Raw genomic sequence first — 20,028 nt, forward strand, 5'->3', positions numbered from 1 at the left:
GAGCTGGCGTACTTCAATCAACCTGCACACCGTGCAGGATCGCGCGGGCCAGCGCCGGCCCGGTGGTCGACTCGGCTTCGGGAACCAGCCGATGGCCGGCCACACCCAGGAACAGCGCCTGCACATCTTCCGGCAGCACGTGCTGCCGTCCCAGCAGCAGCGCATGGGCCTTGGCCGCACACAGCAGGGCGATGCCCGCGCGCGGTGACAGTCCCACCCGTATCCCCGGTTGCTGGCGGCTGCGCGTCAGCAAGCGCTGTACGTAGTCGATCAGCGCATCGCTGGCATGGATGTGTTCAACGGCCGCACGGAGCTGGCGGATATCGTCTTCGGACAGGCACGGCATTGTCTGTGCGATGAGTTCCCGGCGGCTGCTGCCTGCCAGCAGGGCACGTTCGGATTCGGTATTGGGATAGCCCAGGGTCAGCCGCAGCAAAAAGCGGTCCAGCTGCGAATCGGGCAGCGGGAAGGTGCCGGACATGTCGGCCGGGTTCTGGGTGGCGATCACGAAAAACGGATCGGGCAGGGCATGGGTCACGCCATCGAGCGTGACCTGCTGTTCGGCCATGGCCTCCAGCAGCGCACTCTGGGTGCGCGGCGGTGCCCGGTTGATTTCGTCGGCCAGCAGCACATTGCAGAACACCGGCCCGGGATGGAACTGGAAGCTGCGGCTGTGGGCCTCATAGATCGAGATGCCCAGTACATCGGCCGGCAGCAGGTCCGAGGTGAACTGCACACGCTGGAACTGCAGGCCGACGCTGGAGGCCATGGCATGCGCCAGTGTGGTCTTGCCCAGGCCCGGCAGATCCTCGATCAACAGGTGCCCTCCGGACAGCAGGGCGACAAAGGCCAAACGCACTTCAAGGGCCTTGCCCAGCAGCAGCGCGTTGACCTGCTCCTGCGCCTGGCGCAGGGACTGCAGTGTGACTTGGGTTAGCATTCCGGGCGGTGCGACTGGCATGGTCGTCTCGTATATCTGGTTTCAAGGGGAGTTTACGTGGCAACTGCGAGCGAACAACGTGCCTGCACGACGTTTCTTGTGCTGTGGGCGTTGATCAGCGGCGTCAAAGTTCTCATCGCGGCCTATCTTCCCCTGTTCGTGGATGAGGCGTTCTACTGGCAGGAAGGTCAACATCTGGCACCGGCCTATTCCGATCTGCCGGGATTGACCGCCTGGCTGACGCGCCTGGGCGTGGAGCTGGTCGGCAACCATCGTCTCGGCGTGCGCCTGCCGTTCCTGTTGCTGGGGGCGCTATTGCCGTGGATGGTGGTCAACATCACCACGCGCTGGTTCGGTGCGCGTGCCGGCTGGCAGGCGGGTGCATTCACGCTGCTGATGCCGCTGTCGGCGACCCTGGGCATCCTGGCGGTGCCCGATGTGCCCATGGCCATCGCGGCGGTGCTCTGTCTGGATGCCGGCGCGCGGCTGCTGCGCAATGTCGATGCGGGAGCGGTGCTGCTGCTGGCGCTGGGGTTGCTGGTCGGCGCGCTGAGCCACTACCGCTTCATCGGTGTGATCGTGGTCGGCTTCATTGCCCTGCTGCTGTTGCCGGAGGGTCGGCGGATGCTGCGCGATGCCCGTGTCTGGGTGGCGATAGCCGTGGGGATCGTGGCGTGGCTGCCGCTGCTGGCGTGGAACCTGGACAACCAGGATGCCGGACTGAAATTCCAGATACTGGAACGTCATCCATGGAGCTTCCATGGTGACGGCTTGTGGTTCCTGCTGATCCAGCCGTTGATGGTCACGCCCGTGTTGTTTGCCGCCCTGGCCTGGGTGGCCATCGAGGGTCTGCGCCGCGGCCGGGGCGGCTTTCGTCATCTGCAGTGGCGCTATTTCGCGCTGGTGGGCACCACCTCGACCCTGCTGATCTTCCTGCTCGGATTCTTCACCGATGTGGAACGTGTCAGTTTCCATTGGCCGTTGCCCGGATACCTGGCGTTGCTGGCCTGTGTGCCCCTGATGCTCAACCGCTGGCCCCGCTTCTGGCGGCGCAGCGTCTGGGCGGTGGCTGCGTTGGGACTGGTGATGGCACTGGGCTACTACGTGATGGCATCGGCGCCGTCGTTGCGCGAGCAGATGGCCGGCAGCAAGTACTACCCGCGCAATTTCGCCGGATGGCAGCCGCTGGCCGATGCGGTGCGCGACGAGCTGGCGCAGATGCCGGCCGAGACCGAGATAGTGGCCGGCAGTTTCAAGGTCGGGTCCGAGCTGGGATTCCGCCTGGACGATGCGGCCATCAAGGTGCTGCCGCATGAACTCAATGACCGGCATGGTCGCACCGCGCAGCTGGCCCTGTGGGGTCTGATCAGCGATGGCAGCCGCACCGCTCCCCAGCTGCTGGTGATCGCCCCGGGCGACCAGCGTTATCGCGATCTGCTGGCACGCTATCACCGCATCTGCGCGCTGGTCGGGCCACTGCCGCCACCGCGCGTGGTGTCCACCGATCACGGCTTCCAGCGATTTCTGCTGTTCCGCCTGCCTGCGGCCAAGGTGCAGGGACCGTGTGTGACGCCGGCGATGGCCTGGCTGGACACCCCTGTGGCAGGTGCCAAGGTCGCCGGGCAACTGGATGTGCAGGGCTGGGCCTTCAAGGACGGTGTAGGGCTGGCGCGGGTGGAGCTGCTGGTGGATGGGCGCAGTGCAGGTGATGCGAAGTACGGCCGCACCTTCGATGTGCGGCCTGCGTGGCCGGGCACCAGCGATCCCCGCCATCCCGACGTGGGGTTTGATGCGCAGGTGGATATCGCCGGGTTGAAGCCGGGGCGACACTGGCTGGGGCTTCGTCTGTATGGCCGGGACGGCAGTGCCGAACAATGGATGGAGCAGCCTTTCATCGTGGAAAAATAGAACGCGGTGCGGTCCCGGATATGGATTGCGAGAGCGCTTGACAGGGTAGTTTCAACAGCTGGTGGGACAATGGAAAATTTCGACGTTGCGGTATTGATTCCCTGCTACAACGAGCAGGCGGCGATTGCCAAGGTGGTGGCCGACTTCCGCCTGAGCCTGCCTGCGGCAAGGATCGTGGTGCTGGACAACAACTCCAGCGACCGTACTGCCGAGATCGCACTTCAGGCGGGGGCCGAGATTGTGCGGGTGTCATTGCAGGGCAAGGGTAACGCGGTCCGGCGCGGCTTTGCCGATATCGATGCGGATGTGTATGTGCTGGTCGATGGCGACGACACCTACGAGGCCGCTGCGGCGCCCGGTCTGATCCGCAAGTTGATCGAGGAGCGTCTGGATATGCTGGTCGGTGCACGGCGTGATCAGCAGGCGGCTGCGTATCGGCCCGGACATCGGCTGGGGAACATGCTGTTGACGCGTTGCGCCGGCTTCCTGTTTGGCCGCAGCTTCGATGACATGCTGTCCGGTTACCGCGTTTTCTCCAAGCGCTATGTGCATTCCTTTGCCGCCCATGCACATGGGTTCGAGATTGAAACCGAACTGGCTGTGCATGCGCTTCAGCTGCGCATGCCGGTGGCCGAGGTGGATACCGTATATGGCGTGCGTCCGGAAGGCTCGCACAGCAAGCTCAATACCTGGCGCGACGGCTGGCGCATCCTCTGTACGATCGCCAAGCTGTTCAAGGCCGAGCGGCCGCTGCTGTTCTTCTCGATTGGTTTTGCGCTGGCTGAACTGCTGTCACTCGGACTGGCGATTCCACTGTTCCAGACCTATCTCGAAACCGGGATGGTGCCGCGTTTTCCCACCGCAATACTGTGTGTGGCCTTGGCGTTGCTGGGGTTCTTGCTGCTTGCGTGCGGCCTGATCCTCGATACCGTGACGCGTGGGCGTGTCGAGGCAAAGCATCTGGCGTATCTGTCGGTGTCGAGAGGAACCGCGGTTGGTTCCGGTGATCGCCGGTGAGCGCGCAGCGGGCGGTGCATGCCGCAGGTTCCAGACACCGCTTTCTGGCCGCCGTTGAGCGGCGGTTCGCGTTCAACTCCCGTGCAAACATTGTGGCCGCGACGCTGTTTGTGTCGTTGCTGGGGGGCTGCGTGTCGCTGTGGCTGGGGCAGGATGCCAATTGGGATCTGCGCAACTACCACCTCTACAACGGATATGCCGCTTTGCATGGCCGGCTCGCGCTGGATCTGGCGCCGGCGCAGATGCAGAGCTACTTCAGTCCGCTGCTTGATATTGCCCAGTACCTGTTGCTGACCGGCGCGCCAGGTGCGCTGTCGGGATTCTTGATGGGCGTGCTGCATGGCCTGTTGTTCCTGCCGGCTGCAGGTATCGCATGGTGCGTGCTGGACGGGCGGAAAGAGCGCGCGTGGCTGGCGCCGTTACTGGCTTTGTCCGGCTTGTGCATGGGCGCGGTCCTGTCGGAATTCGGCAACACCATGGCCGATAACACCACCGCGCTGTTTGTGCTGTGCAGCGTATGGTGGGTGCTGCGTATGCAGGCCGGGGCGGCCTTGCCTCGCCCTGGCCACGGCTGGCTGCTGGCCGGCGCGTTGATCGGATTTGCGGTCGCGTTGAAGTTGACCAATGCCATCTATGCGGTAGGGCTGGCGGCCGCAGTGCTGGCCGGGCCCGGGCATTGGATATCCCGTTTTCGCGCGTTGCTGCTGGTGACTCTGGCGGCAATGGTGGTTGCCGTGCTGTCGGTGGGCTGGTGGTACTGGCAAGTCTGGCAGCAGTTCGGGAATCCGCTGTTTCCGCAGTTCAACGCGTTGTTCCAGTCGCCGCTGGCAGCGCAGGGTTCCATTGGCGACACACGTTGGTTGCCGGAGGGTTTCGCCGAACATCTGGCGTGGCCGCTGCTGTTCACCTTCGATCCCAAGCGGATCAGTGAGGTTTCCCTGACGTCGGGCATCTGGGCGATGTTGGCGGTCGCCATGTTCCTGCTGTTGGCCCGGCGCCTGCTGGGTAGGCGTGAGGGCGGTGGGGGGATGTTTGCGCCCGTACTGCGCAGCCTGGTGGTGTTCTTCGTCGTTTCCTACCTGTTGTGGCAAACCCTGTTCAGTATCCATCGCTACCTGGTGGCACTGGAACTGATCGCGCCGCTGCTGCTGTGGTGTGCCTGTGTGGCGCTGCGGCCTTCACCCCGGGGCATGCGGATGGGGGGATGGGCGATAGGCGTGTGTGTGTTGATTTCGCTGGCCGGCTGGGGCAACTGGGGCCATGAGCGCTGGGCGTCCAATGCGTTCGAAGTGCAGCAACCGCGTATCGACTCCCCCGGGGAGAGCGTTGTGCTGCTGGTCGGTGGCGATCCGCAGGCGTGGCGGGTCGCGTTTCTGCCACGTTCTGTGCGATACGCCGCGGTCGCGTCGAATTTTCCGGAGTCCGAGGGCTACCGCGCGCACTTGCGGCAGATGCTTTTAGACCGCCCACAGCAGTTTGCGATATTCCCCGGTTCCTCGGACAAGTTGGCGGCCCGGTTCGAGAGTCTGAATGCCAAAGTGGCGATGGCCGGGCTGGATCGCGAATCCGATTGCGCGAAATTGCGCTGGCTGACGCGCAGGTTGAAGGGGTTGCGCTCCGATGTACAGGTCACTGATGGGCGGTGCGTACTGATCCCGCGCAATGGCGCATTGCAGAGTGTCATGGAAGCCGAGGCGGAGCAGCGCGCCTTGGCGCAATCGCGATTGGCCGCCTACGGCTTGATGCTTGTGCCCGGGTCCTGCATCACCTTGACATCGCGTATCGGGCAGGGGCAGTTCCCCTATCAATGGTGTCGTCTGACTCCTGCGCGGTGATGGCGGGGAGGGGGCTCAGGGCAGCTGATAGCCCGCCTTGCGCAGCAGCTGCGCAAGGCGGATCAGAGGCAGGCCGATCAGGGCCGTGGGGTCCTGATTGTCGATCGCCTCGAACAGGCTGATGCCCAAGCCTTCGCATTTGAAGCTGCCGGCACAATCCAGCGGCTGTTCGGCGGCCACGTAACGCTCGATTTCGGTCTGGCCCAGGGTGCGGAACCGCACGGTGGTGAGATCCAGAGCATGCAGCAGCTCGGCGCCACTGATGACACAGACAGCGGTATGGAATCTGACGGATTTGCCGGACATGGCTGCCAGTTGCGCCAGTGCGGCCTCCGCGGTGCCGGGCTTGCCCAGCGGTTTGCCCTCAAGCTCCGCGACCTGGTCCGAGCCAATGACCCGGCTGTGCGGGTACTGCGCCGCGACCGCGCGGGCTTTGGCTTCCGCCAGGCGCTGCGCCAGGGCGCGAGGCGACTCCCCGGTCAGTGCCGATTCATCCACGCCAGGGCGTGCGCAGCTGAACGGAATCCGCAGTCGAGCAAGCAATTCTGCGCGATAGCGGGAAGTGGAAGCCAGAACCAGTGTTTGCATGCGAAAATACCGTCGGAAAGCACAGGCAGTCTGCGGCTGTGAAGGTCCGCATGGCAACCGGACAACAGGCCGGGTTTGACAGCGGCTTGGGTCATCCTTAACATTCTGCAGCTTATGTCCGCGAACGTACCCGAATTGCTGGATGCTTGGCGGATGGTCGCAGCACGCAGGTGCTTTGACGGCCAGGTGCCTTTGTCCGAATTGACCCGACTGCAGGGTCTGATTGCCGATGCCGAAGGCCAGTGCCGCTATGCATTGGAATTTGGCCGCGACGATACGCTGCAGGTGGCTTATGTCGAGCTGTCCATTGATGTCGAGTTGCCGCTGGTCTGCCAGCGCACCATGCAGCGTTTCCTGCTGCCGGTATCGGTGAAGCAGCGGCTGGGCCTGATCCGCGACGAGGATGAGGAATCTGCGCTGCCTCCGGATTACGAGGCCTTGCTGGTGCCGGAAGATGGCAATCTGCGGCCGCTGGATCTGGTGGAAGACGAATTGGTGCTGGCGGTGCCGGTGGTGCCGTTGTCACCCGGGAGTGAGGCAGTCGAAAAAGACTGGTTCGCGACCGATGCAGAATTGAGCAAGGCCAACCCGTTCGCGGCGCTGGCGGCGTTGAAGAAACAATAGCGGCCGGTTGTCGTCGGCGGTCGCGGCAAAAGCGAAAGTAGTGCAGGACGCTGGCGTCCCGTGCAATTAAACGACGAAGCAAACGAATCGAGTTTGGAGCAATCCCATGGCTGTGCAGAAATCCCGTGTTACCCCGTCCCGCCGCGGCATGCGTCGTGCCCATGACGCCCTGAGCGCCAAGCAGCTGTCCACCGATCCGACCACCGGTGAAGTGCATCTGCGCCACCACATCACTGCTGACGGTTTCTACCGTGGCAAGAAAGTGATCGCGACCAAGTCCTCCTCGGTCGTCGAAGAAGATTGATTCGTGGCGGCCGCTGCGGAAACGTGGCGGTTGTCGCACCGATTCTTCCGGGGCCGCCTTCGGGCGGCTTCGCGCAACAGGAAACAGCATGAGCAAGCGGATTTATTCGCGGATCGCGGGCACAGGTAGTTATCTGCCCGAGAAAGTGTTGACCAATGACGATCTGACCAAGATTGTCGACACGACCGACGAGTGGATTCAGTCGCGTACGGGTATCCGTGAGCGGCATATCGCTGCCGAAGGCGAAACCACCGGTGATCTGGGCTACAACGCGGCGGTTCGCGCGTTGGAAGCGGCCGGCATCGAGGCTTCGCAGCTGGACATGATCATCGTGGGTACGACCACGCCTGATCTGATTTTCCCGTCTACCGCCTGCCTGATCCAGGCGCGTCTTGGCGCGACCGGTTCGGCGGCGTTCGACGTCAATGCGGCGTGTTCGGGCTTCATCTTCGCCCTGAGCGTGGCTGACAAATTCATCCGCAGCGGCGATGCCAGGCATGTGCTGGTGATCGGTGCGGAAACCCTGACCCGTATCGTCGACTGGGAGGATCGCACGACCTGCGTCCTGTTCGGCGATGGGGCCGGTGCCGTCGTGCTCAAGGCCGACGAAGAAACGGGCATTCTCAGCACCCATCTGCATGCCGATGGCAGCAAGAAGGAGTTGCTATGGGATCCGGTGGGGGTGTCCACGGGTCTGGACAAGCCCGGCAAGATCCTGATGAAGGGCAACGACGTGTTCAAGTACGCCGTCAAGGCGTTGGACTCGGTGGTGGACGAAGCTCTGCAGGCCAATGGTCTTGACAAGTCCGCACTGGATTGGCTGGTGCCCCATCAGGCCAATCTGCGCATCATCGAGGCCACGGCCAAGCGCCTGGAGATGTCGATGGACCAGGTGGTGGTGACTGTGGACAAGCACGGCAACACGTCCGCCGGTTCGGTGCCATTGGCGCTGGACGTGGCGGTCCGTTCCGGGCGGGTCCAGCGCGGCCAGCTGGTGCTGGTGGAGGCCTTCGGTGGCGGCTTCACTTGGGGCTCGGCGCTGCTGCGCTACTGATTTCACGCCCGGTCGCAGCACAGGCATCTTGCCTGTGCGCATCGAACAGCCTGTCGCCTGCGACGGGCTGTTTGCGTTTTGGGGCAAATGCGCGGCGGATATACCGGCAGACCATTCCGGTGTTGTGCCGGACTTGCTGAATTGGTGCTTGCATACGCGCCAGTACAGACGGGTGGCGATGTTCGCGCTTATGATGCCCGGCTTCGATTTATCTGGCGGATGACCGCGTGACTGATTCCCGACTTGCTTTCGTGTTCCCGGGCCAGGGCTCCCAGTCGCTGGGGATGCTGGCCGAACTGGCCGAGCTGAACCCGCAGATCCGTGAAACCTTTGCCGAGGCTTCCGAAGGCGCAGGGGTCGACCTGTGGGCGCTGTCGCAGGGCGGGCCGGACGAGCAGCTCAACCGCACCGAGTTCACCCAGCCGGCACTGCTGGCGGCAAGCATCGCGGTGTGGCGCCTGTGGAATGCGCAGGGCGGCGCCAAGCCGACCGTGCTGGCCGGCCACAGTCTGGGGGAATACACCGCTCTGGTTGCGGCTGGCGCGTTGACGCTGCGCGATGGCGCGCATCTGGTGCGCCTGCGTGGCCAGCTCATGCAGGACGCGGCTCCGGCAGGCGTTGGTGCGATGGCGGCGGTACTGGGCGCTGAGGATGCGCTGGTGCTGGAGGTCTGCGCCGAAGCCGCCGGCAGTCAGGTGGTGGTGCCGGCCAATTTCAACTCGCCCGGCCAGATCGTCATCGGCGGCGATGCCGCTGCAGTGGATCGCGCGCTGGCGTTGCTGGCCGAGAAGGGCGTGCGCAAGGCGGTGAAGCTGGCGGTCAGTGTGCCGTCGCATACGCCGCTGATGCGTGAGGCCGCCAACCGTCTGGCTGAAGTGATGGCCGGGCTGGATTGGCGCGCACCGCAGTTGCCGGTGGTGCAGAACGTCGATGCCCGGGTTCATGACGGCGTGGACGCGATCCGCCAGGCGCTGGTGCAGCAGCTGTACAAGCCGGTGCAGTGGACCGGTTGCGTGCAGGCGCTGGCAGCACAGGGTGTCAATCGCGTCGCCGAATGCGGCCCGGGCAAGGTGCTGACCGGCTTGATCAAGCGCATCGACAAAAGCATAGACGGCCGTTCGCTCGCCACGCCGGCCGATTTCGCCGGCGCGCTGGAAGAGTGGGCACAGTGATCCAACCGGTTCGGGGCGCGCTCTGCCCCGGCCATGACCGGGGACCGCCGACGGCGGCCTCGCAGGAAAGAGGAAACAGCATGAGCAAGCCATTGCAGGGTGAAATCGCGCTCGTCACCGGCGCCAGCCGGGGTATCGGTGCCGCTATTGCCGACGAACTGGCCGCGCAGGGCGCCACCGTCATCGGTACGGCGACCACCGAGTCCGGCGCCGCCGCCATCGGTGAACGTCTGGCCGCGCAGGGCGGCCACGGCCGGGCGCTGAACGTGACCGAGCCGGGCGCGGTGGATGCGCTGATCGAGGCGGTGGGCAAGGAGTTCGGCGCCATCACCATCCTGGTGAACAATGCCGGCATCACCCGCGACAACCTGCTGATGCGCATGAAGGACGAGGACTGGCAGGCCATCCTCGATACCAACCTGACCAGCGTCTACCGCACCTCCAAGGCGGTGATGCGCGGCATGATGAAGGCGCGCAAGGGCCGCATCATCAACATCGCTTCGGTCATCGGCGTGACCGGCAATGCCGGCCAGGCCAACTATGCCGCCGCCAAGGCCGGCATCATCGCCTTCTCCAAGTCGCTGGCCAAGGAAATCGGCAGCCGCGGCGTAACCGTCAACGTGGTCGCGCCGGGCTTCATCGATACCGACATGACCAAGGACCTGCCCGAGGACGCCAAGGCGGCGATGCTCGGCCAGGTTGCACTGGGCCGCCTCGGTCAGCCGGCCGATATCGCCCATGCGGTCAGCTTCCTGGCAGGCCCGGCAGCCAGCTACATCACCGGCGAAACCCTTCACGTGAATGGCGGCTTGTACATGCCGTAAGCGTGTGGCGCACGGACTGCGCCCAAGTGATTGATCGCCGATGCTTTTTTGCCGGAATGCATGGCTGCGGCGGTTTCCACTACACTATCCCACGGCCATCCCTAGGGGATGGCGTCTTTTGAACCACTACTCCATCTGGAGCGATATCCAATGAGCACCATCGAAGAACGCGTCAAGAAGATTGTTGTCGAGCAGCTTGGCGTCAAGGAAGAGGAAGTCACCACCAGCGCATCGTTCGTCGATGACCTGGGCGCAGACTCGCTGGACACCGTCGAGCTGGTGATGGCGCTGGAAGAAGAGTTCGAGTGCGAAATCCCGGACGAGGAAGCCGAGAAGATCGGTACCGTCCAGGCTGCCATCGACTACGTCAAGGCGCACGTCAAGGCGTAATTGGTGCCTGACAAAACGCGGTTGGCATGTGTGTCGGGCCGCGTTGTAAATCCATGGGGCCGCTGATGCGGCCCTGTGCTTTTCAGCTTCAATCTCCCCGCGAGCGGGGCCAGGAGAATCCGCAATGAGTCGTCGCGTCGTCGTTACCGGCATGGGCATGGTTTCGCCGCTGGGCAATGATCTGGCCAGCAGCTGGGAAGGCATCATCAATGGCCGGTCGGGCATTGGCCCGCTGACGAACGTTGCAGAGAATTATCTGGAACGTTTCACCACCAAGATCGCAGGTGAGGTCAAGGATTTCGACATCACCGCCGACAATCCCCTGTTCGGCAAGTACCGGGTCAGTGGCAAGGATGCCAAGAAGATGGACCCGTTCATCCATTACGGCCTGGGTGCCGCCTTCATGGCGCTGCACGACTCGGGTCTGGAAATCACCGAGGCCAACGCCGAGCGCATCGGCGCCATTGTCGGCGCGGGTATCGGCGGCCTGCTGGGCATCGAGGAACAGACCATCGAGTTCCACGAGGGCAAGAAGATCTCGCCCTTCTACGTGCCCAAGACCATCATCAACATGCTGCCGGGCCAGCTGAGCATCATTGCCGGGCTCAAGGGTCCGTCGTTCTCGGCCGTTTCCGCCTGCGCCACGTCCAACCATTCCATCGGCACGGCGATGCGCATGATCCAGTACGGCGATGCCGACGTGATGGTCGCCGGTGGCGCCGAGCGTGGCTCCTCGCCGACCGCACTGGGCGGCTTCTGCGCGATGAAGGCGATGTCCACCCGCAATGACGCGCCGGAAAAGGCTTCGCGTCCGTGGGACAAGGACCGTGACGGCTTCGTGCTGGGCGACGGTGCCGGGATCCTGATCCTGGAGGAATACGAGCACGCCAAGGCGCGCGGCGCCCGCATCTACTGCGAGCTGGCCGGCTTTGGCGCCAGCTCCGACGCCTACCACATGACCGCACCGAGCGAGAACGGCGAAGGCGCCGCCCGCTGCATGGTCGCGGCGATGAAGGACGCCGGCGTCACCCCGGAGCAGGTGGGCTACCTCAACGCGCACGGCACTTCCACGCCGCTGGGCGACCTGGGCGAGACCATGGCGATGAAGACCGCCTTCGGCGAGCACGCCTACAAGCTGCTGGTGAGCTCGACCAAGTCGATGACCGGCCACCTGCTCGGCGCGGCTGGCGGCGTGGAAGCGATCTTCTCGGTCAAAGCGCTGGAAACAGGCATCATCCCGCCGACGATCAACCTGGAAGAGCCCGGCGAAGGCTGCGACCTGGACTACGTACCGAATGTTGCCCGCAAGGCGCAGGTGGACGTGGTGATGTCCAACGGCTTCGGCTTCGGCGGCACCAACGGCACGCTGGTGTTCAAGCGGATCTGATGTACGGCCTTTAAGCCTCTCTCCCGCGTGCGGGGGAGGGGTTGGAACGAGGGCGGTGCGAAGCGGCCTCGCTGAACCACCCGGTTGGTGACAACGATTGTTCACCCAGACCGGCGCGTGGCGAGGCGTTCGTCAGCATGGCGCCTGGGGGTGTATTGAGGCGCCCCTCCTCTGCGCCTTCCGGGCATCTTCGCCCCGAGGGCGACGGTGAAACCGGCCTCCCTGACTTCTTCTGGGTTCACGATGCATATCCTTCCCCTGCACGCCGATATCGATCTGCTGGCGCTGCATCGGCTCGCACCGCATCGCTATCCGGTCCTGCTCGAATCCACCGCCGCCGGCAAGCTTGGCCAGTGGGACATGCTGCTGATCGCCACCGGTGGCCAGCTGCTGCTCAATCCCGACGGCCGCCTGCAACGCGAAGACGGCAGTGTGGTCGAAGGCGACTTTCTCTCTGCTCTCGATCGCGACTGGCAGGCCCTGCGCCAAGCCCGCAACCCGATGGAAGCGGACCTCCCGTTCCGTGGCGGCTGGGCCTTGCTGCTCGATTATGAGCTGGCGCAACAGGTTGAACCGATCCTGCAGCTGCCACAGCGCAGCGACGGCCTGCCAACTGCGATCGCACTGCGCTGCCCGGCAGCGGTACTGCGCCAGCGCGACAGCGGCCGCTGCATCGCGATCGCCGAGGATGACGCCGCAGACCTGCTCGGCCAGCTCCAGCATGATCAGGCCGAAGCCGCCCAGCTGCCGCCCTTGCCGTATTGGAAGGGGCCAGTCGCGCTCAAGGAAGACCCCGGCGAGCGTTTTACCGGGGGCGTGCACAAGGTCATCGACTACCTGCATGCCGGCGACGTGTTCCAGGTGAACCTGTCCCGCCGCTGGCAGGCACAGTTCGACGCGCCGCTCGCGCCCGAAGCGCTGTACGCGCGGCTGCGCACCGCCAATCCGGCGCCGTTCGCCGGCCTGTTCACCGCGGCCGGGCGGGCGGTGGTCAGTTCCTCGCCGGAACGGCTGGTGTCGGTCACCGGCGATCTGGTGCAGACACGGCCGATCGCCGGGACCCGCGCGCGCTTTGCCGGCGACGACGATGCCGCGCGCATCCAGGAGCTGGTCGGCCACCCCAAGGAGCGTGCCGAGCACGTGATGCTGATCGATCTGGAACGCAACGATCTGGGCCGCATCGCCGCGCCGGGCAGCGTCGAGGTCGATGAGCTGATGGTTGTGGAAAGCTACGCGCACGTGCACCACATCGTGAGCAATGTGCGTGCCCGGCTGCGCCCGGAAGTGACGCCGGGCCAGGTGATCGCCGCCACGTTCCCCGGCGGCACCATCACCGGCTGCCCGAAGGTGCGCTGCATGGAAATCATCGCCGAGCTGGAACAGACCGCGCGCGGCGCCTATACCGGCGCCTTCGGCTGGCTGAATCGCGATGGCGACATGGATCTGAACATCCTGATCCGTACCGCCGAGGTCGCCGGCAACCTGGCAACGTTCCGCACCGGGGCCGGCATCGTGGTGGATTCGGAGCCGGACAAAGAGCTGGAGGAGACCCAGGCCAAGGCGCGCGGCCTATTGCGGGCGCTGGAGCCGCTGCAATGAACAGCGTTTTGGCCGGGGCTGGCACGCGCGCGGTATCCTGCGCGCCGGTCTTGTTGAAACGGAGTGGCCATGGCGGGTGCTAAGCGCGGTTGTCTGGTGGTGCTGGCAGCGTTGCTGCTGCTGGTGGTGCTGGCAGGTGCCGTGGCGGCGTGGCTGTGGCAGCGTCAGAGCAGCTTCGCCTCCCTGCCGCTCACGCCAACCGCGCAGAGCGTGACCGTCGCGTCCGGTGATTCCTTTGGCACGGTGCTGGCCAAGTTGCGGGCGGCCGGTGTCGATGAAGGTGCGGATCTACAGTGGCAGCTTTTGGCGCGTGAACTGGACGCGGCCGGCAAGCTGAAGGTGGGCGAGTATTCGCTGGATCCCGCGTTGACTCCGCGTGAGCTGCTGCTGCGCATGCGCCAGGGCAAGGTGCTGCAGTACCGCGTCACCATTGTCGAAGGCTGGAACATCCGCCAGCTGCGCGCCGCGCTCAAGCGCGCGCAGCCGTTGCAGCAGGCGACCGCTGATATGAGTGATGCCGAGTTGATGGCGGCGCTGGGCTTTGCCGGTGAGCATCCGGAAGGCCGCTTCCTGCCGGAAACCTATATCTACCAGCGCGGTGACAGCGACCTGGATGTGCTGGGGCGGGCGCATGCGGCGATGGAGAAGGAGCTGGCTGCAGCCTGGGCCGGCCGCGCCGAGGGCCTGCCGTTGAACTCGCCATACGAGCTGCTGACGCTGGCCTCGATCATCGAGAAAGAGACCGGTCTGGCCAGCGAGCGCCCGCAGATCGCCGGGGTCTTCATGCGGCGGTTGAAGATGGGCATGCGCCTGCAGACCGACCCGACGGTGATCTATGGCATTGGCAGCGCCTACGATGGCAACATCCGCCGCAGCCATCTGACCACTGATACGCCCTACAACACCTACACCCGCGCTGGCCTGACGCCGACACCGATCGCCATGCCCGGACGCGACGCGCTTCAGGCCACCGCGCATCCGGCACCCGGTGATGCGCTGTACTTCGTCGCGCTGGGTGACGGCAGCGGCGCCCATGAATTCTCCGCCACGCTCGGCGAGCACAACGCCGCCGTGGCGCGCTACCTGCAGCGGTTGCGCGCCAGGAACAGCCAGGCAGTACAACAATGAATCACGCGTTGCTGTGGCATTCGCCGTGCATCCGCCTGGAAGAGGGCGAGGGGGGCGACAGGGCCAGGGCGGTCAACGCCTTGGTCGATCTGCTGCGTGAGCGGAACGACCTGCAGCCTTCCTGCCTGACCGGGGCAGGCAGGAAGGCTGGCGCCGCCGCGCCGCGGCGCGATGCGGTAACCCGCGTGCGTGCACAGAGCACCCTGGCATGAGCGATGCCTTCGCCCCGTGGCAGCAACGGGCCTATGACCAGACCGTGGCCGCACTTGATGCAGGCCGTCTCGGGCATGGCTTGCTGCTATGCGGGCCGGCCGGAATGGGCAAACGCGCGGTGGCGCTGAAGCTTGCCGAACACGTGCTCAATTACGGAGTCGAGACGGCTGGGCGGCAGCGCAATGCACAGTTGATCGCCGCCGGTACGCATCCGGATCTACAACTCACCTCGTTCATTCCGAACAAATCCGGTGACAAGTTGCGCACCGAGATCGTGATCGAGCAGATCCGCGAGATTTCTCAGAAGCTGGCGCTCACCCCGCAGTACGGCGTGGCCCAGGTGGTGATCGTCGATCCCGCCGATGCGATCAACCGTTCGGCCTGCAATGCCCTGCTCAAGACGCTGGAGGAGCCCTCGCCTGGCCGCTATCTGTGGCTGGTCAGTGCCGATCCGGCGCGGCTGCCGCAGACCATCCGCAGCCGCTGCCAGCGCCTGGAGTTTCGCCTGCCGCCGCGCGAGGAGGCGTTGGCCTGGCTGCAGGGCAAGGGCTATACCGAAACTGTGGCACGTGAGGCGCTGGAGGCCGCGCGCGGCCACCCCGCGCTTGCCGACCAATGGCTGCAGGGCGAGGGCATGGCGCTGCGCCGGCAGGTGGCCTCCGAACTGGAGCAGCTGCTGGCCGGCAAGCTGGGCAGCGTCGAGCTGGCCCAGCGCTGGACAGCGGACGGACATGCGGATCTGCGCTTGCGCCATGCCGCCGATCTGGCCCTGAAAAAGGCCGCCGACGGCTTGACCGATCCGGCCCGATTGAACAAGCTGGCTGCCTGGTTCGATGCCGCCAACCGTACCCGCGACCTGTTGCGTACCACCGTGCGAGCCGATCTGGCGGTGGTGGAACTGCTGCTGGCGTGGGGCGCGGCCAACCAGGTGCAATCCAAGGGGACTATTCGATGAGTGCGATCAACGCCCGCCAGGGCATTCTTTCGCTGGCGGTCAAGGACAAGGCGGCGCTGTACAGCGCGTACATGCCGTTCGTGAAGAACGGCGGCGTGTTTGTGCCCACGTCCAAGCGTTATTTCCTCGGTGACGAGGTGTTCCTGCTGCTGACGCTGCCCGATTCCAGCGAGCGCCTGCCGGTGGCGGGCAAAGTAGTCTGGGTCACGCCGCTGGGCGCGCAGGGCAACCGCCAAGCCGGTATCGGCGTGCAGCTGGCCGATGGTGCCGACGGCGAGGCGATCCGCAACAAGATCGAGACGCTGCTGGCCGGAACTTCCAGCTCCGACAAGCCGACACAGACGATGTGAAAATTTCTGCAGGAAACCCGTTGACGTCGCCGCTCAGCTCCCTATAATGAGCGGCTCGCAACACGGGCGGTTAGCTCAGCGGTAGAGCATTGCCTTCACACGGCAAGGGTCACAAGTTCGAACCTTGTACCGCCCACCACGCGAAACGAACTAAGCCACTGATTTCAGTGGCTTTTTTGTTGCCTGTTTGAAGTAGCCCAAGACCAGGATTTGTCTTCGGGTGAGGACAAGCCTTGCGCATTTTGTCCCAAATTTGTCCCACGCTCTACTGCGTTCCACTAGGTTCGACTGGGTGCTGGTACGAATGCGTCGTGCGATCTGCGTCCATGATGGCAGTGGACGGTCGTCCTTCACCACCGTTCATGCTTTGTTGCATCGTGCGCGCCACTACGAGCTATCTCGGGCCTGACTGATACTGCTACACTCCACTCGGCTCACGTCGTATCGGCTTGCATGGATACGACACTGCGCAGGAAAGTGGCTGGTGGATACCTGTGTAGGACGTCATGCGGAGATAGCTGTTTTTGCCGGCAGCTCCCTCATTCCGCGGATAGAGTCGTTCACGCAAAGTTAGTAGTTCTTCGAGTGGTTTGGGCGCACTTAGTCCGAGATTCGCGCCGACCCACGATTTCCGTAAGGAATCGCTTGAACGAAAGTTTTGCGCCGCCAGAAGGGAAGTGGAAATCGCATTTTTTTGCGATGAATTCCTCGTTATGCCCAGGGGCAGCCTGGGAGCCGGCTTTCTTTCAGTTCTTACCTGACCCACTTTCTCGGGGTGGTCAGGCCTTAAGGACTGACTGTGCCCGAAGTAAATTCCTCCTCGTCCTCTATTTCTTCTGTTATCGCTCCTCTGGGCGTTAGTCCTGGGCGAGCCATGCTGATTGCTGGCATGCTTCAGAGCGGAGACGATCATGCAGCTGAGAAGGCTGCATTGGCTCGTATTTCAAGAAATACCTACCCCTTCCCCCTCATTGATCTTGCTGGCCTCGGCTTCAAGCGCCGATGGGTCGTGCGGATTCAAGATATCAATTCGACTTTGGAACAGCTTGCTCACGGCGATGTTCCAGGCCTGTTTGGAGTAACTAGTAAGGGGCGGATCTATCCGGAAAAGCTGAGTTCGTCCGATCCTATCTTCAAAATTAAGAGTGGGCGACGCAGGAAAATTTCTGCGGGAGCGTTCTGATGGCGTCTTTCAGCAAGCGCTCAAGAGATCCCGAAGCCAAATTGCTAGCTGCCTTTGCTCAGGTTGATGCCATGGATGCATGGGCGGCGCACACAGTCGGCTATCAGATGCCTTTCTTCTCGGAGGCATGTTTGCCTAGGAGAATGACCAAGGAGCAGTCTGTACTCAGGGTCAATGGCCAACGCTCTTATGAAATTCGTTCCTATCATAAGGTAGGACTTCCCTATGGCACTTATCCGCGACTAATTTCTTATTGGCTGGCGACCCAAGTTCGATTGGGTGAGGGGCCGCGTATTGATCTGGGGGAGAGCTTCGCAAAGTTCCAAAAGGTGCTTAATATTAGATCGGGTGGTGGGCATCATGGCCCATGGAAAGCTGTTATGGAGCAGGTGCAGCGTTTGGTTTTGACTACCGTCACGATGACGAGTGGTGAAATTTCTGACCAAAAGGGCTGGAAAAGTTCCGTTCGTATCCTTGCCTCTGAGAGTCATCTTTGGTCTTCCCGCAAGGGTTTTTTTAAGCGAGGAGAAATAGTTCTTTCAGATGAGGTCTATACCTATCTGAAGACCCATGCCTCCCCAATCGATATGAGGGCAATTCATGCTCTTAGAGCTTCGCCTCTAGCCCTTGATATCTATTGTTGGCTTACGGCGCGAATGTTTAGGGCGAGGTCGTCGAGCCACATCAAATGGATCTACTTGGCTGAGCAGTTTGGGGTTGACTCGTGCTGCGGGGAGCTCTCAAGCCGGAAGCTCATGGATTTCCGAAATTACTTCACTGAAATGCTCCAGCGGATCAAGGTCCTTTGGCCCGAGCTCGGGTACTCAGTGACTACGGAGAAGCTCGTTCTTTATCCATGCCCACCTCATGTGCCTGCTAGGGCTGTGGATAAGGTTGTGTAGAAGTTGTTAGTAGCTGGCTGTTGTCCACGAATACGTGGTCACATCTCAACCCCCATTCTGTGTAGGGGGCTGCGAATACGAGGTCACAACATCGCGAATACGAGGTCACATCCGAGTACTGGAAATCCTTGTGCTGCAAGGGTTTCCAGCATTTTCCCTATTGCTTTTCCAGATACTTCTTCCCTGATAGATCCTGAGTCCCTCCCTGTGGATCAGCAACGTCACCTGCAACTGTGAACCTCAAGGGAGGGGCATACCAACCACGAGCAGGATGCTCTGGCCAAGCGCAGTCGAGAGTGCTTGTCCAGAGCCATGTTGAACTGCCCCGGGATTCCTGGAGGCTCCAACTCTTGAAAGGATGGAGTCATGAACACGCCAGTGAAATATTCCGCGGAAGTTCGGGATCGGGCGGTGTGGATGGTGCAGGAGCACCAGAACGGTCACGGTTCACAGTGGGCGGCTATCGAGTCGATTGCTAGGAAGGTCGGGTGCACAGCCGAGACGCTGCGGTTATGGGGGCTGTGTGCCGAGCGTGATCAGGGCAAGCGGCCGGGCCTGGCGATAGATGAGCGGGCGCGGATGAAGGCGCTGGAGCGGGAGAGCCGCGAGCTGCAGCAGGCCAACGAGATCCTGTGCAATGCGTCGGCATATTTTGTCCAGGCGGAGCTCGACCGCCGCTTCAACCCATGACCGGGTCCGTGGCCGAACACCGTGACGCCTACGGAGTCGAGCCAATCTGCCGTGTGCTTCAGATCGCCCCGTCGACGTACTACAACCATGCGGTCCATGAGGCCGATCCGGAGTGAAATCCGTACCGCTGGTGGTGGGATCAGGGACTGGAGGTGGAGGTCCGCTGGGTCTAGGACGAGAACCGTCAGGTCTACGGGGGGCGCGAGGTGTGGAGGCAGTTGCTGCGGGAAGGCTTGCAGGTGGCCCGGTGCAAGGTGGAGCGGCTGATGCGTCGGCTGGGTCTGCGTGGTGTGATCCGGGGTAAGTTGGTGAAGACCACGGTCAGCGACAAGGCGCAACTGTGCCCGCTGGACCGGCAGTTCCATGCCGATCGGCCCAACGCGCTATGGTGAGCGACTTCACCTACGTCTCGACCTGGCAGGGCATGGTGTACGTGACGTTCGTGATCGACGTGTACGCGCGTCGCATCGTGGGCTGGAAGGTGTCCAGTTCGATGACGACCGACTTCGTTCTGGACGCACTGGAGCAAGCACTACAGGCCCGGCAACGGGAGGGCGAGTTCATCCATCACTCCGACCGCGGGTCGCAACACGTGTCGATCCGCCGAGCGAGCGACTGGCCGAAGCTGGGGTCGAACCGTCGGTGGGCAGCTTGGACGAAAGCTATGACAACGCGCTGGCCGAGATGATCAACGGGCTGTACAAGCCCGAGATGATCCATCGGCGGTCGTGGTGCAACGGCCAGCAAGTGGAACTAGCCTGGGTGCACTGGTACAGCCACCAACGATTGCTGGGGCCGATCGGGTACATCCCGCCAGCGGAAGCCGAAGCGGTTTACTATCGGCAGCAAGCCGGTCAGGCCAAAGCGGCTTGACTCAAACCAAATGGCCTCCAAGAAAGCCCGGGCAGTTCATGTTCTCTGGCTCTATGGGCCTAGAGGGGGCTGAGGAGCTTGTCAGAGTCATC

General features: G+C 63.2%; 22 protein-coding genes, 1 tRNA gene, 1 pseudogene and 1 other annotated feature. Of the genes and pseudogenes, 22 read left to right on the forward strand and 2 right to left on the reverse strand.

The annotated features are described in order from the left end of the window. Positions 1 to 13: 13 nt before the first annotated feature. The gene (locus tag ACVOMH_RS04955) at positions 14 to 961 is read right to left on the reverse strand and encodes an AAA family ATPase (protein ID WP_481551220.1); all 948 of its coding nucleotides are present in this window, start codon (positions 959 to 961) and stop codon (positions 14 to 16) included. A gap of 36 nt (positions 962 to 997) precedes the next feature. Here ACVOMH_RS04955 and ACVOMH_RS04960 point away from each other — a divergent pair, with 36 nt between their 5' ends. From ACVOMH_RS04960 to ACVOMH_RS04970, 3 genes are all read left to right on the forward strand, one after another. After that, positions 998 to 2,848 carry a glycosyltransferase family 39 protein gene (locus ACVOMH_RS04960; protein ID WP_481551221.1) on the forward strand — a complete coding sequence of 617 codons (1,851 nt, stop codon included), beginning with the start codon at positions 998 to 1,000 and terminating at the stop codon, positions 2,846 to 2,848. Between the two features lie 69 nt (positions 2,849 to 2,917). Continuing rightward, entirely contained in the window at positions 2,918 to 3,865 is a 948-nt protein-coding gene (locus ACVOMH_RS04965) for a glycosyltransferase family 2 protein (RefSeq protein WP_481551222.1), read from the forward strand. Beyond that, entirely contained in the window at positions 3,862 to 5,700 is a 1,839-nt protein-coding gene (locus ACVOMH_RS04970; protein ID WP_481551223.1) for a hypothetical protein, read from the forward strand. The genes ACVOMH_RS04965 and ACVOMH_RS04970 overlap by 4 nt, the downstream gene beginning before the upstream one ends. Before the next feature lie 15 nt (positions 5,701 to 5,715). On the opposite strand, the gene ACVOMH_RS04975 is transcribed toward ACVOMH_RS04970, so the two are convergent. Beyond that, complete coding sequence (locus ACVOMH_RS04975; protein ID WP_481551224.1) at positions 5,716 to 6,288, reverse strand: Maf family protein; 573 nt, start codon at positions 6,286 to 6,288, stop codon at positions 5,716 to 5,718. A 114-nt stretch (positions 6,289 to 6,402) separates the two neighbouring features. Between ACVOMH_RS04975 and ACVOMH_RS04980 the strand changes: the two genes are divergently transcribed. The 19 genes and pseudogenes from ACVOMH_RS04980 (at position 6,403) to ACVOMH_RS05070 (ending at position 19,936) form a co-directional block, all read left to right on the forward strand. Beyond that, a complete protein-coding gene (locus tag ACVOMH_RS04980; RefSeq protein ID WP_054658549.1) occupies positions 6,403 to 6,912 on the forward strand; it encodes a YceD family protein in 510 nt (169 codons plus the stop codon). Positions 6,913 to 7,018: 106 nt separating this feature from the next. Then, positions 7,019 to 7,216: a 50S ribosomal protein L32 gene (gene rpmF, locus ACVOMH_RS04985; RefSeq protein WP_054658547.1), complete on the forward strand. Its 198-nt coding sequence runs from the start codon at positions 7,019 to 7,021 to the stop codon at positions 7,214 to 7,216. Positions 7,217 to 7,304: 88 nt separating this feature from the next. After that, positions 7,305 to 8,270: a beta-ketoacyl-ACP synthase III gene (locus ACVOMH_RS04990; RefSeq protein ID WP_054658546.1), complete on the forward strand. Its 966-nt coding sequence runs from the start codon at positions 7,305 to 7,307 to the stop codon at positions 8,268 to 8,270. Between the two features lie 227 nt (positions 8,271 to 8,497). Further along, positions 8,498 to 9,442: an ACP S-malonyltransferase gene (gene fabD, locus ACVOMH_RS04995; RefSeq protein ID WP_481551225.1), complete on the forward strand. Its 945-nt coding sequence runs from the start codon at positions 8,498 to 8,500 to the stop codon at positions 9,440 to 9,442. A gap of 80 nt (positions 9,443 to 9,522) precedes the next feature. Beyond that, positions 9,523 to 10,266, forward strand: a complete 744-nt coding sequence (gene fabG, locus ACVOMH_RS05000; RefSeq protein WP_481522889.1) for a 3-oxoacyl-ACP reductase FabG — start codon at positions 9,523 to 9,525, stop codon at positions 10,264 to 10,266. Positions 10,267 to 10,416: 150 nt separating this feature from the next. Further along, the gene (gene acpP / locus ACVOMH_RS05005; RefSeq protein WP_054659808.1) at positions 10,417 to 10,656 is read left to right on the forward strand and encodes an acyl carrier protein; all 240 of its coding nucleotides are present in this window, start codon (positions 10,417 to 10,419) and stop codon (positions 10,654 to 10,656) included. A 124-nt stretch (positions 10,657 to 10,780) separates the two neighbouring features. Next, on the forward strand, positions 10,781 to 12,043 hold the full coding sequence (gene fabF, locus ACVOMH_RS05010; protein WP_054659810.1) for a beta-ketoacyl-ACP synthase II: 1,263 nt from the start codon (positions 10,781 to 10,783) through the stop codon (positions 12,041 to 12,043). Between the two features lie 243 nt (positions 12,044 to 12,286). Continuing rightward, the gene (locus ACVOMH_RS05015) at positions 12,287 to 13,642 is read left to right on the forward strand and encodes an aminodeoxychorismate synthase component I (RefSeq protein WP_481551226.1); all 1,356 of its coding nucleotides are present in this window, start codon (positions 12,287 to 12,289) and stop codon (positions 13,640 to 13,642) included. A 69-nt stretch (positions 13,643 to 13,711) separates the two neighbouring features. Continuing rightward, on the forward strand, positions 13,712 to 14,770 hold the full coding sequence (gene mltG, locus ACVOMH_RS05020; RefSeq protein ID WP_481522892.1) for an endolytic transglycosylase MltG: 1,059 nt from the start codon (positions 13,712 to 13,714) through the stop codon (positions 14,768 to 14,770). Beyond that, positions 14,767 to 14,982 (forward strand): hypothetical protein, encoded by a 216-nt coding sequence (locus tag ACVOMH_RS05025; RefSeq protein WP_481551227.1) that lies wholly within the window; start codon positions 14,767 to 14,769, stop codon positions 14,980 to 14,982. Before mltG ends, ACVOMH_RS05025 begins: the two co-directional genes overlap by 4 nt. Further along, positions 14,979 to 15,938: a DNA polymerase III subunit delta' gene (locus ACVOMH_RS05030; protein WP_481551228.1), complete on the forward strand. Its 960-nt coding sequence runs from the start codon at positions 14,979 to 14,981 to the stop codon at positions 15,936 to 15,938. Before ACVOMH_RS05025 ends, ACVOMH_RS05030 begins: the two co-directional genes overlap by 4 nt. Beyond that, a complete protein-coding gene (locus ACVOMH_RS05035; protein ID WP_054659826.1) occupies positions 15,935 to 16,288 on the forward strand; it encodes a PilZ domain-containing protein in 354 nt (117 codons plus the stop codon). Before ACVOMH_RS05030 ends, ACVOMH_RS05035 begins: the two co-directional genes overlap by 4 nt. Positions 16,289 to 16,352: 64 nt before the next feature. Then, positions 16,353 to 16,427: transfer RNA gene (locus ACVOMH_RS05040), tRNA-Val, on the forward strand. 660 nt (positions 16,428 to 17,087) lie between these two features. Next, the gene (locus ACVOMH_RS05045; RefSeq protein WP_481551229.1) at positions 17,088 to 17,471 is read left to right on the forward strand and encodes a hypothetical protein; all 384 of its coding nucleotides are present in this window, start codon (positions 17,088 to 17,090) and stop codon (positions 17,469 to 17,471) included. Continuing rightward, entirely contained in the window at positions 17,471 to 18,373 is a 903-nt protein-coding gene (locus ACVOMH_RS05050) for a replication protein RepA (protein ID WP_481551230.1), read from the forward strand. Before ACVOMH_RS05045 ends, ACVOMH_RS05050 begins: the two co-directional genes overlap by 1 nt. A gap of 366 nt (positions 18,374 to 18,739) precedes the next feature. After that, positions 18,740 to 19,147, forward strand: a pseudogene (locus ACVOMH_RS05055) (IS3 family transposase); the annotation flags it as partial. After that, positions 19,018 to 19,134: a sequence feature (AL1L pseudoknot), on the forward strand. It overlaps the preceding pseudogene by 117 nt. A 182-nt stretch (positions 19,148 to 19,329) precedes the next feature. Continuing rightward, complete coding sequence (locus ACVOMH_RS05060; protein ID WP_481551588.1) at positions 19,330 to 19,455, forward strand: hypothetical protein; 126 nt, start codon at positions 19,330 to 19,332, stop codon at positions 19,453 to 19,455. A gap of 32 nt (positions 19,456 to 19,487) precedes the next feature. After that, positions 19,488 to 19,751, forward strand: coding sequence for a DDE-type integrase/transposase/recombinase (locus tag ACVOMH_RS05065; protein ID WP_481551573.1), 264 nt, complete (start codon positions 19,488 to 19,490; stop codon positions 19,749 to 19,751). Continuing rightward, positions 19,715 to 19,936: a hypothetical protein gene (locus ACVOMH_RS05070; protein WP_481551231.1), complete on the forward strand. Its 222-nt coding sequence runs from the start codon at positions 19,715 to 19,717 to the stop codon at positions 19,934 to 19,936. Before ACVOMH_RS05065 ends, ACVOMH_RS05070 begins: the two co-directional genes overlap by 37 nt. The last annotated feature ends 92 nt before the right edge of the window (positions 19,937 to 20,028 follow it).

This window comes from Stenotrophomonas sp. STEN013 (assembly GCF_056760355.1).